15 protein-coding genes are annotated in these 14034 nt (G+C 42.6%); all 15 read left to right on the forward strand.

The genetic code is table 11. The annotated features are described in order from the left end of the window. Positions 1 to 21 precede the first annotated feature (21 nt). The 15 genes from urtA to ACMZOO_RS09855 all read left to right on the forward strand — a co-directional run bounded on the left by urtA (position 22) and on the right by ACMZOO_RS09855 (position 14029). Entirely contained in the window at positions 22 to 1305 is a 1284-nt protein-coding gene (urtA, locus tag ACMZOO_RS09785) for an urea ABC transporter substrate-binding protein (protein WP_440903179.1), read from the forward strand. Positions 1306 to 1604: 299 nt separating this feature from the next. After that, positions 1605 to 3224: an urea ABC transporter permease subunit UrtB gene (gene urtB, locus ACMZOO_RS09790; protein WP_440903180.1), complete on the forward strand. Its 1620-nt coding sequence runs from the start codon at positions 1605 to 1607 to the stop codon at positions 3222 to 3224. After that, positions 3224 to 4336 carry an urea ABC transporter permease subunit UrtC gene (urtC, locus tag ACMZOO_RS09795; RefSeq protein WP_440903181.1) on the forward strand — a complete coding sequence of 371 codons (1113 nt, stop codon included), beginning with the start codon at positions 3224 to 3226 and terminating at the stop codon, positions 4334 to 4336. The genes urtB and urtC overlap by 1 nt, the downstream gene beginning before the upstream one ends. Continuing rightward, positions 4333 to 5142, forward strand: coding sequence for an urea ABC transporter ATP-binding protein UrtD (gene urtD, locus ACMZOO_RS09800; protein WP_440903182.1), 810 nt, complete (start codon positions 4333 to 4335; stop codon positions 5140 to 5142). Before urtC ends, urtD begins: the two co-directional genes overlap by 4 nt. Further along, positions 5139 to 5834 (forward strand): urea ABC transporter ATP-binding subunit UrtE, encoded by a 696-nt coding sequence (gene urtE, locus ACMZOO_RS09805; RefSeq protein ID WP_440903183.1) that lies wholly within the window; start codon positions 5139 to 5141, stop codon positions 5832 to 5834. The genes urtD and urtE overlap by 4 nt, the downstream gene beginning before the upstream one ends. Positions 5835 to 6569: 735 nt before the next feature. After that, a complete protein-coding gene (locus tag ACMZOO_RS09810) occupies positions 6570 to 7463 on the forward strand; it encodes an urease accessory protein UreD (protein WP_440903184.1) in 894 nt (297 codons plus the stop codon). 24 nt (positions 7464 to 7487) lie between these two features. Then, positions 7488 to 7790: an urease subunit gamma gene (locus ACMZOO_RS09815; RefSeq protein ID WP_016956967.1), complete on the forward strand. Its 303-nt coding sequence runs from the start codon at positions 7488 to 7490 to the stop codon at positions 7788 to 7790. A gap of 9 nt (positions 7791 to 7799) precedes the next feature. After that, positions 7800 to 8108, forward strand: coding sequence for an urease subunit beta (locus ACMZOO_RS09820; protein WP_440903185.1), 309 nt, complete (start codon positions 7800 to 7802; stop codon positions 8106 to 8108). Continuing rightward, positions 8108 to 9811 (forward strand): urease subunit alpha, encoded by a 1704-nt coding sequence (gene ureC / locus ACMZOO_RS09825; RefSeq protein ID WP_016956969.1) that lies wholly within the window; start codon positions 8108 to 8110, stop codon positions 9809 to 9811. Before ACMZOO_RS09820 ends, ureC begins: the two co-directional genes overlap by 1 nt. A gap of 598 nt (positions 9812 to 10409) precedes the next feature. Further along, entirely contained in the window at positions 10410 to 10859 is a 450-nt protein-coding gene (ureE, locus tag ACMZOO_RS09830; RefSeq protein ID WP_440903186.1) for an urease accessory protein UreE, read from the forward strand. Next, positions 10849 to 11559, forward strand: a complete 711-nt coding sequence (locus ACMZOO_RS09835; protein ID WP_440903187.1) for an urease accessory protein UreF — start codon at positions 10849 to 10851, stop codon at positions 11557 to 11559. Before ureE ends, ACMZOO_RS09835 begins: the two co-directional genes overlap by 11 nt. Positions 11560 to 11594: 35 nt before the next feature. Then, on the forward strand, positions 11595 to 12218 hold the full coding sequence (gene ureG, locus ACMZOO_RS09840; RefSeq protein WP_440903188.1) for an urease accessory protein UreG: 624 nt from the start codon (positions 11595 to 11597) through the stop codon (positions 12216 to 12218). A gap of 654 nt (positions 12219 to 12872) precedes the next feature. Beyond that, complete coding sequence (locus tag ACMZOO_RS09845; RefSeq protein ID WP_440903189.1) at positions 12873 to 13070, forward strand: hypothetical protein; 198 nt, start codon at positions 12873 to 12875, stop codon at positions 13068 to 13070. Next, positions 13054 to 13218, forward strand: coding sequence for a hypothetical protein (locus ACMZOO_RS09850; protein ID WP_440903190.1), 165 nt, complete (start codon positions 13054 to 13056; stop codon positions 13216 to 13218). Before ACMZOO_RS09845 ends, ACMZOO_RS09850 begins: the two co-directional genes overlap by 17 nt. A 259-nt stretch (positions 13219 to 13477) precedes the next feature. After that, complete coding sequence (locus tag ACMZOO_RS09855; protein WP_440903191.1) at positions 13478 to 14029, forward strand: heat-shock protein; 552 nt, start codon at positions 13478 to 13480, stop codon at positions 14027 to 14029. Positions 14030 to 14034: the final 5 nt, after the last annotated feature.

Genomic DNA, 14034 nt, shown 5'->3' on the forward strand with positions numbered 1-14034 from the left:
ATAACTTGAGGAATTATTATTATGAAACTTAAAAAACTGATAGCTGCTAGCTCTATTATCGCCAGTAGCTTAGTAACACAAATGGCTATGGCAGCAGACACTATTAAAGTAGGTGTATTGCACTCATTATCCGGCACTATGGCAATCTCTGAAACAACCTTGAAAGACACTGTGTTGATGATGATTGAAGAGCAAAATAAAGCTGGTGGTTTATTAGGTAAAAAGTTAGAGCCTGTGGTTGTTGACCCTGCATCTAACTGGCCATTGTTCGCAGAAAAAACTCGTGAACTATTAGCTAAAGAAAAAGTAGATGTAATCTTTGGTTGTTGGACTTCGGTATCACGTAAATCCGTGTTACCAGTAATCGAAGAATTAAACGGCTTAATGTTCTACCCAGTACAATACGAAGGTGAAGAGTCATCGAAAAACGTATTCTACACAGGCGCGTCACCAAACCAACAGGCTATTCCAGCAGTTGATTATTTGATGAATGATATCGGTGCTGAGCGTTGGGTATTATTAGGTACTGACTACGTTTACCCACGTACCACCAACAAAATCTTAGAAGCTTACTTAAAAGCTCAAGGTGTTAAAGATAAAGACATCATGATCAACTACACGCCTTTCGGTCATTCAGACTGGCAGAGCATTGTAGCTGAAGTTAAAAAGTTCGGTTCTAAAGGTAAGAAAACAGCGGTTGTTTCAACTATCAATGGTGATGCAAATGTACCTTTCTACAAAGAGTTGGGTAACCAAGGTATCTCAGCTGAAGACATCCCAGTAGTTGCATTCTCAGTCGGTGAAGAAGAGTTATCTGGCTTCGACACTAGCCCATTAGTTGGTCACTTAGCGGCTTGGAACTACTTCCAAAGCGTTGAAAGTGATGAAAACACTAAGTTTATCAAAGCATGGAAAAAATACATTGGTGACAAAAAACGTGTAACTAACGACCCAATGGAAGCTACTTACATTGGTTTCAAAATGTGGGCGAAAGCAGTTGAGAAAGCAGGTACGACAGACGTAGATGCAGTTGAACAAGCAATGATAGGTATTACTGTACCTAACTTAACCGGCGGTACTGCGGTTATGAACTCAAACCATCACTTATCTAAGCCAGTGTTAATTGGTGAGATTCAAGAAAATGGTCAATTCGAAGTGGTATGGCAAACACCTGACACAGTAATTGGTGACGCTTGGTCTGACTTCTTACCTAGCTCGAAAAACCTAATTGCTGATTGGACAGCACCAGTTAAATGCGGCAACTTCGACATTAAATCTGGTAAGTGTTCTGGCCAAAACTTCTAATAATAACAATATATTAAATGTGCCGTGTGTTTGCTACTCCGCCAAACACACAAGGGCAAAGCTTCAAGTGAGTTGAGCAACAAACAGAGGGGGAAGGTAAGTTAATCACAAAGTCTCATTCGCATGGATGCGAATGCGAAGCTTACAAGGATGTATTCACAGCGCCTTTGTGAGGAATTTACCTTCTCCCCGCAAGAGTTCGCGAACATAAGCCTGCCCAAAACTCCCAAGGTGTTGCTGTTAGCTAGTGGCAGCAGCACCAACCCAAATACGAAGTAACAAACATGAAGGATGCCGCAATGCTGCGAATATTCTGTCTCACACTCTCCATACTGCTGGCGAGTTTCTCGGCTCAAGCCGATGAATTCTCCGAGTTGGTCAACCAACTTCCCAGCAAATCTCTGCGCAACATTACCCCTTTATTGGAACAAATTGCGGCTCAACCCGATGAGCGTACTAAAACTGTTTTAACTGAAATTTTAAACGGCGATCTTTACTATAAAAAAAATAACAAACAAGTGGTGAGTATTCGCAAAACTGAAGACGGTGATTATCAACTAACTGATGTATTAACTGGTGACGACCTAGGCACAGCCAGTAAATCATCAATGAAAAAGGTTAAAACCAGTAACCGTATTCGCAGCACAATTCGTGGATTAATTGCTCAGCTGGATTTAACCCATAAAAACGCTGATATCCGTTTAGCTGCAGTTAAACAAATATTGGATGACCCAGACGACGAGACTATCGAGCTTTTAACTAAATTAATTGAACAAGAAAAAGATTCTGCTGTGGCTGATTTAATGCAAACAGCCATAGGTGTTAACACATTAAAAAATGGTAACGCTGACGAGCAGCTAGCTGCAGCAAAAGAGTTGCGTGAAAGTTTAGAGCCAGCCGTGCGCAATGCCATGGTGAGCCAACTTGCTTTATTGGATGAAGTTGAAAAAAGTGAACTTAGCGCCACGGAAAAACAGTTAAAAACTGAGCTAACCAGCGCAATTGGCAAAATTAAACAAAAACGTTCGATTTACGAATTTATCGAAAATATGTTTTTCGGTTTAAGCCTAGGTTCTGTGTTATTGCTGGCTGCAATTGGTTTAGCCATTACTTTTGGGGTAATGGGTGTAATTAACATGGCGCATGGCGAAATGATCATGTTAGGTGCTTACACTACATATGTTATCCAGTTAATGTTCCCACAATGGATTGATTATTCATTGTTTATTGCTATTCCTGCGGCGTTTTTAGTCTCGGGTTTTGTTGGGGTATTAATTGAGCGTGGTGTTATCCGCTTCTTAAAAGGTCGCCCGTTAGAAACCTTGTTAGCAACTTTTGGTATCAGCCTAATTTTACAGCAGCTTGTTCGAACCGTATTTTCGCCATTAAACCGCACAGTTGCTGCACCTGAGTGGATGAGTGGTTCGTGGCAGATTAATCCAATTTTCTCAATTACCTTTAACCGTTTGTACATAATTATCTTCGCTTTAACTGTGTTCTTCGCATTGCTGGCGTTTATGAAACGTTCATCACTTGGTTTACATGTAAGAGCGGTTGCGCAAAACCGTGAAATGGCTCGTGCATTAAGTGTGCGCAGTGACAGAGTTGACGCCATTACCTTTGGTTTAGGCTCGGGTATTGCTGGTATTGCTGGTGTGGTGTTAAGCCAATTAACTAACGTAGGGCCAAACTTAGGCCAGTCGTACATTATCGACTCTTTCTTAGTAGTTGTGTTTGGTGGTGTTGGCAACTTGTGGGGCACCTTAGTTGCGGCTATGTCACTTGGTTCAATCAATAAATTCTTAGAGCCACTTACAGGTTCTGTGCTAGCCAATATTATCGTGCTAGTTGGTTTAGTGTTGTTTATTCAAAAACGACCTAAAGGTTTATTCCCACAAAAAGGGAGGTCTGCAGACTAATGGCTGATTTATTTAAAAAACTAGGCAGTTTGCCTGTAGTCGTAGCTTGTTTGTTTATTACAACTTTATATGTTTCTGTATGTAACTTAGCTTTCCCTGAAGGTTCAGCGTTGCATGTAAGTACCTATACCGTCACCTTATTTGGTAAATATTTATGTTACGCATTATTGGCGTTAGCGGTTGATTTAGTTTGGGGTTACTGCGGTATTTTAAGCTTAGGTCACGGCGCATTTTTCGCCCTTGGTGGTTATGCAATGGGCATGTACTTAATGCGTCAAATTGGCGACCGCGGTGTATACGGTAACCCTGAATTACCTGACTTTATGGTGTTTTTAAACTGGGATGCCTTGCCTTGGTATTGGGCGGGATCAGACAGCTTTATCTGGATGATGATAATGGTAGTCGCAGCACCAGGTTTATTAGCTTACATATTCGGTACTATGGCATTTCGCTCACGTGTAAGTGGTGTGTATTTATCTATTATGACCCAAGCCGTGACTTACGCCTTGATGCTTGCTTTCTTCCGTAACGAAATGGGTTTTGGTGGCAACAATGGTTTAACTGACTTTAAAGATATTTTAGGTTTCTCATTGCAGTCAGACACAACACGTATTGCGTTATTTGCTACCACTGCAACTTTCTTAGCAATTGGTTTTGCGGTTTGTCACTTTATCGTTAACTCAAAAATGGGACGTGTGGTAACCGCCATTCGCGATTCTGAAAACCGTGTACGTTTTATTGGTTATAAACCTGAAAACTACAAAGTTTGGATCTTCGTTGTTTCAGCTATGTTGGCTGGTATCGCTGGCGCTTTATACGTACCGCAAGTGGGTATTATCAACCCAGGTGAATTCTCTCCGTTAAGCTCAATTGAGATGGTTGTTTGGGTGGCTATTGGTGGTCGTGGTTCATTATATGGTGCGATTATTGGTGCGATTGTTGTGAGTTACGCAAAAACACGTTTCACTGCAATTATGCCTGAAGCTTGGTTATATGCATTGGGTGGTCTATTCGTATTGGTAACCTTGTTATTACCAAAAGGCATCGCCGGATTTTTCCCTGCAATTGCTGCGCGTTTTAATCAGAAAAAATTAGCCGAGGTGAAGTCATGAGCCGTGAAGCGGGCAGCCCGTTATTAGAAGAAGAAAACATCAAGCCAGACACGCGCCACGGGGTTATTTTATACGTGGAAGATGTCAGCGTAAGTTTTGATGGTTTTAAAGCGTTAAACGACTTAAGCCTATACATTAATGATGGTGAATTACGCTGTTTAATTGGCGCCAATGGTGCCGGTAAAACCACTTTAATGGATGTAATTACCGGTAAAACTCGCCCAGATGTTGGTAAGGTTAGTTTTGGTCAACAAGTTAACTTGTTGGAAATGGACGAAGCACAAATTGCCCGCGCTGGTATTGGTCGAAAATTTCAAAAGCCAACTGTATTTGAAAACTTATCAGTGTTTGAAAACTTAGAGTTAAGTTTGCACGGCGACAAGGGTATTTGGGCGAATTTGTTCCATAAATTATCTGGCGAGCAGAGCGATGAAATTGCACAGATTCTTCACACCATAGGTTTAGTCGGTGAATGTAATATGCAGGCTGGTGCGTTATCTCATGGACAAAAACAGTGGTTAGAAATTGGTATGTTGTTAGCGGCTAAACCAAGATTATTGCTGGTGGATGAACCTGTTGCCGGTATGACAGCACAAGAAACTGAACGCACCGCCGAGTTATTAACCTCGCTTGCGGGTGATCATTCTGTAGTAGTAGTTGAACATGACATGGCGTTTGTTCGTTCAATTGCGCGCAAAGTGACAGTGTTGCATCAAGGTAGTGTTTTGGCTGAAGGCAGCATGTCGGAAATTCAATCCAACCCAGAAGTTGTGCGTGTGTATTTAGGTGAGGAGACTGGCGAATGATTGAGCTTAAAGATGTAAATCAAAAATACGGCGGCACGCAGATTTTGTGGAACCTAAATATGAAAATAGAAAAGGGTTCACGCACTTGTATTATGGGTCGTAACGGTGTGGGCAAAACCACTTTGTTAAAGTGCATTATGGGCATGTTGCCAGTTAGCACTGGCTCTGTAACCATTAACGATTTGGATATGACCAAGAAGTCGGTTGAGCAGCGCCCAGAAATTGGTGTGGGTTATGTGCCACAAGGCCGTCATATTTTTGGTCAGCTAACGGTTGAAGAAAACTTGAAGGTAAGTTTGAACTGTAAACGCCAAGGCAGTAAAACCATTCCTGAGTCTGTTTTTGAGTTATTTCCGGTACTTAAAGAGATGTTGCATCGCCGTGGTGGTGATTTATCCGGCGGTCAACAGCAGCAGTTAGCAATTGCGCGTGCATTGGTGTTGAATCCTGATATTCTGATTTTAGATGAACCAAATGAGGGCATTCAGCCTAATATTGTTCAGTTGATTCGTGATGTGTTGTTGAAGCTGAATAAAGAGCAGGGCATGACTATTGTTTTAGTTGAGCAGAAGTTACCTTTTGCCCGTGCTGTTGGTGAGCAGTTTCATTTGATGGAGAAAGGTGAGGTTGTTGCTTCTGGGCCAATGGGCGATTTGGATGATGAGTTAGTTGGCAAATATTTGGCTGTGTAGGGATTGGGCATTGGTGTTGCTGTGGGTTTGAGTCGCGGCTAGTTTGGTGGCAGGGAAGGTAAAGTTGCATGGGGTATTATTTGCAAAAACGCTGCAAGGCCATCCATGGCCCGCTCACAAACGGCATCCATGCCGATTGAAGTTTTGCAAACAACACGCCCATACACCTTTTTGAACACTGATGTTGCGATTGAGGATTGGCCGCTGCTAGTTTGGTGGCAGGGAAGGTAAAGTTGCATGGGATATTATTTGCAAAAACGCTGCAAGGCCATCCATGGCGCGCTCGCAAACGGCATCCATGCCGATTGAAGTTTTGCAAACAACACGCCCATCCGCCTTTCTTGCGCTGGTGTTGCGATTGAGGATTGGCCGCTGCTGGTTTGGTGGCAGGAAGGTAAAGTTGCATAGGGTATTATTTGCAAAAATGCTGCAAGGCCCCCATGGCCCGCTCGCAAACGGCATCCATGCCGATTGAAGTTTTGCAAATAACACGCCCATACATCTTTTGGGCACTAGAGTTGCGGTGAGTTTTTGCAGCAATAAAAGTGCTTGGAAAAGCGGGTTTGAATGCTGATTTTTAAAACCTCCCTGTCATGGATGACAGGGCAGAGCGTACATGGAAGTATTCACAGCGTTTTTAAAAATTATGCTTCAAACTTGCTAATAGCACGAACAGGAAAGCAACTTGCACTGGAGTTACCAGAAAGACAAAGTAGAACAACAAAAGAAGGTATTATGACAATAACAGCAAGCGCACAACCACAACAAAGACAATGGTTAGCGCAGCTAGATTTAACATTCAGCCAAACAGCACATGGCAGCCGATTGAGCCATATAAAACGAAATGGTCCATTGTCGGTACAAAAAGCCTTTTATCCAGAAGGGCCAGATTGCGCACATGTGTACTTATTGCACCCACCCGCAGGTATAGTCTCGGGTGACGAGTTATACATAACCGCTAAAACCGAAGAAAATAGCCAAGCATTGTTAACTACTCCGGGCGCAAATCGTTTTTATCGCGCGCGTGAAAATGCACAAATTGGTCACGCACTGCAGTTGCAAGATACAGCCTACACAGTCACGGCTAATTCAAGGCTTGAGCACTTGCCGCAAGAAACCTTAATTTATCCAAATGCCAATGCTAAAAATAATCTAACCGTGCATGTGGATAAACAAGGTGTTTATTTAGGGTGGGACGTTATATCGCTCGGTTTACCGGCAATAGGCAAAGAATTTGAACAAGGCAAGTTTGAGCAGCTAACGCAAATTTATATCGACAACAAACTCGCCATTCACGACAGATTGGTGATTACGCCTGAAAACAAATTATTACTCGCACGAGCAGGTTTGGCTAACAAACCTATTATCGGCACTTTTTATATCACAGCACCGAGCAAATTAACCGACAAACTCGCGCAGCAAGATTTGCTTGATGCACTACGCTTACAAGTTGAACAAGCTGAGTTAAGTCAAAAGGTTAGCATTAGCTTAATTGAAGACGTTTACGTTATTCGTTATTTAGGCCAACGCAGCGCTGAGTGTAAAAAAATATTTATCGCCCTTTGGCAAATAACTCGCCAAGCTTTGTATCAAAGCCAAGTGGCGCAACCAAGAATCTGGTTAACTTAGAACAACTAGCAAAGAGAACTGATTATGGATTTATTACCAAGAGAAAAAGACAAACTGCTGATTTTTACCGCAGCTTTGTTAGCGGAGCGACGTTTAAATCGTGGTTTAAAACTCAATTATCCAGAAGCCATGGCTTATATCTCCATGGAAATTATTGAAGGTGCGCGCGATGGTAAAACCGTTGCTGAGTTAATGGATTACGGTCGCACTTTGTTAACCCGTGATCAGGTTATGGAAGGCATAGCAGAGTTAATCCCTGAAGTGCAAGTTGAAGCAACTTTCCCTGACGGCACTAAGCTAGTAACAGTGCACAACCCAATTGTATAGGAGCGCAGCATGATTCCTGGTGAAATTAAAACGCCTGCGGGTGAGCATCAACTGAATGTTGGTCGCACAAAAATTACTTTAGAAGTGGTTAACAGTGGTGATCGCCCTGTGCAAGTTGGTTCGCACTACCATTTTTATGAAGCAAACCCAGCGCTTAAATTCGATCGTGAAAAAGCATATGGTTTTCGTTTAGACATTACCGCCGGCACAGCGGTACGTTTTGAACCTGGTCAAGAGCGTGAAGTCACGTTAGTTGCCTATGCAGGTAAGCGCAAAGTATATGGTTTTAGAGGCGAAGTGATGGGAGGGCTGAAATAATGTCGAGTATAGATAAACACGCATACGCACATATGTTTGGCCCGACAGTTGGCGACAAAGTGCGTTTGGCCGACACTGAATTGTGGATAGAAGTCGAAAAAGATTTCACAACTTATGGTGAAGAAGTCAAATTTGGAGGCGGTAAAGTTATTCGTGACGGCATGGGGCAAAGCCAAGCATCGTGCCATAAAACGGTAGATTTGGTCATCACCAATGCGCTGATTTTAGATCACTGGGGCATAGTTAAGGCGGATATTGGTGTTAAAGATGGTCGCATTGCTATTATCGGTAAAGCGGGTAATCCTGATGTGCAAGATAATATTGATATCGAAGTCGGCCCTGGTACAGAGGTTATTGCTGGTGAAGGGCAAATAATCACAGCGGGTGGCATAGATGCGCATATTCATTTTATCTGCCCACAACAAGTTGAAGAAGCACTAATGTCTGGTGTAACCACTATGATAGGTGGTGGCACAGGTCCTGCAACTGGTTCGAATGCGACAACTTGTACACCTGGCCCGTGGAACATTTTTAAAATGTTGCAAGCGACTAACGATATGCCGATGAACTTTGGTTTTTTAGGCAAAGGTAATGCAAGTTTACCGCTGGCGTTAGAAGAACAAATTGAAGCCGGTGTTTGTGGGTTAAAACTGCATGAAGATTGGGGCACAACACCACAAGCTATTGATACCTGTTTAGGTGTGGCGGAAAAGTACGATGTGCAAATAGCCATTCATACCGACACCTTAAATGAATCTGGTTTTGTTGAAGATACTATTGGCGCGTTTAAAGGTCGCACCATTCATACGTATCACACAGAAGGTGCAGGTGGTGGTCATTCACCGGATATTATTCGTGCATGTGGCGAAGAAAACGTATTGCCATCTTCAACTAATCCAACCAGACCGTACACAATCAATACCATAGATGAGCATTTGGATATGTTGATGGTTTGCCATCATTTAGATCCTAACATCCCTGAAGATATCGCTTTTGCTGACTCGCGCATTCGTAAAGAAAGTATCGCCGCTGAAGATATTATGCATGACATAGGGGCAATTAGTATGATCGCCTCTGACTCTCAAGCTATGGGTCGTGTTGGTGAGATGATTTGCCGTACTTGGCAAACCGCACACAAGATGAAAGTGCAACGTGGGCCTTTAGCACCGGACACTGAAGAAAACGATAACTTCCGCGCTAAGCGTTATATCGCTAAATACACAATCAACCCTGCAATTAGCCATGGTGTTAGCCATGAAATTGGTTCGGTTGAAGTGGGTAAATTAGCCGATTTAGTTTTATGGAAGCCTGCATTTTTTGGCATTAAACCTTCATTAATTTTGAAGAGTGGTTTTATTGCCGCTGCCCCTATGGGTGATGCTAATGCGTCTATCCCAACACCTCAACCTGTGTATTATCGCCCTATGTTTGGTGCACATGGTCAAGCTGCGGCAAAAACTTCGATGACGTTTTTATCGCAAGCGGCGGTCGAGAAAAAAGTACCTGAGCAGTTGGGGTTAACCCGCATGATTGGTGTGTGTAAAAACACTCGTAATATCGGTAAGAAAGATATGATCCATAACTCGTTAACGCCAAAAGTTGAGGTTGATCCGCAAACTTATGAGGTAACGGCGGATGGTGTGTTGTTAACTTGTGAACCTGCAACTGAATTACCGTTAGCGCAGCGGTATTGTTTATTTTAGGTGTTCACAAACGGCTTCCATGCCGATTGAAGTTTTGCAAATAACACGCCCATTCACCTTTTGGGCACAGGTGTTGCGGTTAGTTTATTGGCAGCGACAAAATAGTTAAAGGAAGGGATTGGGATTAATAAAGCAGACCGTACAAATCGTGGATGATTTGTCTCGAGCTCCCACGGAAGGGTTTACAGCGAGTCTGCGTATTAATCGCGATTCCTGACTGATTGGGGATTTGGGTTTACTAGCGCTGCTAGTTTGGTGGCAGGGAAAGTAAAGGCGAATGGGGAATTGCTCGAAAAAACGCGGTGAATACATCCTTGTACGCTTCGCTTTTTCATCCCTGAAAAAGAGATTTTTCGACCAACACGCCCATTCACCTTTTGTGCATCCGTGTTGCGGTGAGTTTTTGCAGCAATAAAAATGTTTAGAAAAGCGGGTTTGGATGCTGATTTTTTAAAACTTCTTTATCAGGGATGATAAAGCAGAGCCTATAGGGACATATTTACGGCGTTTTTAGAAATTATGCTTCAAACTTGCTTCGTTGCACGGACTGCCAGCGAGTCAGCGTAAACGAACGGATAAACGATTTAAGAAGGTATATATGTTACAAGCATTTGAAAGATTGAGTCACACACATCAAGCAATAAACGACTCAATAACATTAGACAGAGAAACAAGACAAAAAGCCCGCATCAAAGGCAAAACCGACCAAGGGCAAGATATAGGTATATTCGTCGACCGCGGTAATCCATTGCGCGTAGGTGAAGTATTAAAAACCGAATGTGGATTATTAATTGAAATCAAAGGTGCCAAAGAGCCGGTAATCACAGCAACTACCGAAGATTGGCACACATTCAGCAAAGTTTGTTACCACTTAGGTAACCGTCATACTGTGTTGCAAGTGGGCGAGCGCTGGTTGCGTTTTAAACCCGATCACGTACTAAAAGAATTATGCGAAATGTACGGGTTAACAACATCAGATGCACCAGAGATATTTGAACCAGAAAACGGCGCGTATGGCAGCCATTCAGGACATTCGCATGCCCACTAATGCAATCAACTCACTTAAGCTCACTCGTTTACTCCAACTCTGTAGCCCAGGGTTACCCGTTGGTGGTTTCTCATTTTCTCAAGGGCTTGAGTATGCAGTTGAAATTGGTTGGGTGACGAATGTTGCTGAGTGTGAGAATTGGATAACTACGAATCTACAAGCTTCTATCGGCACAACAGATTTAGTGATTATCCGTTTGGTGTTGCAATCATTAAATCAAACAACAGATTATGCCGAAGTTGTCGAGCTAAACCAGCTAGCCATTGCTAGCCGCGAAAGTCATGAGCTTAGATTGGCTGATGTTGCTATGGGGCGCGCTTTGTTACGTGTGTTAACTCAACAAAATACCGAGTTTAGCGTTGAGCAACAAAGTTTATTGGCACAGATGCAAGATTGGCAGGATATCAGTTTCGCCAGCGCATTTGCTGTTGCTTGTTATTGCTGGCAACTCGACCAACAACTTGCGTTAACCGGCTTTTGTTGGATGTTTATCGAAAACCAAGTTGCGGCAGCAACTAAGCTGGTACCATTGGGGCAAACTCAAGCGCAAAATTTAATGTTTAGTTTAAGTGAATTGGTGGATGAAGTAATTGTGGATGCAAACTCACGTCAGCGTTCACAAATTGGCAATAGTTTACCTAGTGTTGCTATGGCTAGTGCTTGGCACGAAACCCAGTATTCAAGATTATTTAGGTCTTAACCGCACAAGTTAAGCGAATGAATTAGGAGAACAATATGAAAAAACAAACGTTACGAATTGGTGTAGGTGGACCTGTCGGTTCGGGTAAAACTGCGTTATTACGCGAGTTATGTTTGGCATTACGTGAAAAATACAATATGGCTGTTGTCACTAACGATATCTATACCCACGAAGACGCGGCGTTTTTAACCCGCCATGGTGCGTTGGAGCCAGATCGTATTATTGGTGTTGAAACCGGTGGTTGCCCACATACGGCTATTCGTGAAGATGCGTCAATGAACTTAGCTGCTATTGATGAGCTGCAAAAACGCCATGGTGAGTTGGATTTTGTTTTAGTTGAAAGTGGTGGTGACAATTTATCTGCTACTTTTAGCCCTGAGTTATCTGATTTAACTATTTATGTAATTGATGTGTCTGCCGGTGACAAAATTCCACGTAAAGGTGGCCCTGGTATTACTAAGTCGGATTTATTAATTATCAATAAAATTGATATCGCTGAGTATGTTGGTGCGTCGCTAGAAGTGATGGATCGTGATGCGAAGAAAATGCGTGGTGATAAGCCGTTTATTTTCAGTAACCTCAAAGCGAAAAAAGGCTTAGATGAGATTATTAGTTTTATTGAAACTGAAGGTATGTTGGAGATAGCGCGCACAGCTTAGTTTGCAAACAACACGCCCATACACCTTTTGGGCACAGGTGTTGCGGTGCGTGTGTTGGCAGCGATTGAGGTGTATAGAAAAGCGGGTTTGAATGCTGATTTTTTAAAACTTCTTTATCAGGGATGATAAAGCAGAGCCTATTGGGGCGAAGCTTTGGAAAAGCGTAGCGCGAAGGCAGGATGCCGTAGCTGGGCTTTATAGAGGATAGGATATCCGTATATAAAGTAGTCACAGCGATTTTAAAAAATTACGCTTCAAACTTGCTTGTTTGCAAGTACTCAAAGCGCTGCTAGTAGGGTGGCAGGGAAAGTTAAGGCGAATGGGGAATTGCTCGAAAAAACGCGGTGAATACATCCATGTACGCTTCGCTTTTTCATCCCTGAAAAAGAGATTTTTCGACCAACACGCCCATCCACCTTTTTGGCATTGGTGTTGCGGTGAGTGTGTTAGCCGCGACACAATAGTTGAAGGAAGGGGTTGGGGTTAATAAAGCAGACCGTACAAATCGTGGATGATTTGTCTCGAGCTCCCACGGACGGGTTTTCAGCGAGTCTGCGTATTAATCGCAATTCCTGACTGGGATTGGGACTTGGGTTTGCAAGCGCTGCTAGTTTGGTAGCAGAGACAGAATTAAGAATTTACGAGGATAAAAGCATGTTAAAAAGCATATTACTAATCATCACTACATTATTTACAACCCAAGCATTGGCGCATCCAGATCACAGCTTAGATCAAACGGCACACGCCTTTTATCACGCAATTTTTTGGATAGCCTTTGCAGCAGTGGTTGTAAAAGGTATAAGCTGGTGGAAAAGCCGTCAGCAACAAATTAAAGATGACAGACAAAAGTAACAAGTCTTCCGGCGCATTGCATAAAATATACATGCGCCAACAACCTAAAATGCACCAATCAAAACGGGTTGGTGTATTGCTAAAAACATTCGCCGAAGACGACTATCGGCGAATCGCTTTGGTTATTAAAAAGTGGTTAGCAAATTAAAGGTAAACTTGATATTACGTTAGGTTAAGGTTTATTTTCCTTGGCAAATAAGCAAAGACGAAGCTTTATCATTGACGATTTTTTATACTTTTGTATACTTAACCAATCGATGTAGCAGACATGTTTAACATGACATCGCGTAACCTCTAAGAGGTCGAGGCTGTGCCCGGTAATGACGTTCTGAATCCAAGATTATTTCTTGGCGAAGGCTCCCATGATGGAGCCTTTGTTATTTCTGAGACAAGGAAAGTTTCATTCAGTGGCTAATAAAAGAATATTTAATCTTGCTGACAATGAAGTTCAGCAATGGAAAGGCTTTAATCTTGATGGCAAGGTCTTTAACTTTCACCATTTGAATGCTTGCAAGCATACATTCAGTCATCCTAAGCGCAACGAAAGCTACACGTTATACTTCACATTTTCACATCATGTATTTACTCGAGGTATCAGTGCTGTCGAAAATATAGAGCAGGCCAAAATCTATCCTTACCCGCCAGATGAAAGGGTGTTTGATCGCACTCGTTTCGAACTGTCGAAATATTTGCCTGAGATTATTGCAACTATGCCCGACCAGTTTTGCTATCACGGAGGTTATAGCCGGTACTGTAGTTGTAAAATTTCTCAAGAAGACGGCACGGTAACCTATTATCAAGTTGTTTATCGGGTGTGGAAATGTCGAGGAAAAATGAGGTTTCATGTTGAAAGTGCTTACCCCTTGCAAGAAGGGTTAGGCAAGGTGAAAAAAGTCAATTTTTGGGTTATTTGCCACAATCTCCTCAAAGGAAAGAAACTTCCGCTGCCAGCAAAGTGAGTTGG

Source organism: Catenovulum sp. SX2 (genome assembly GCF_052056295.1).
In the GTDB taxonomy this organism is placed as follows: domain Bacteria; phylum Pseudomonadota; class Gammaproteobacteria; order Enterobacterales; family Alteromonadaceae; genus Catenovulum.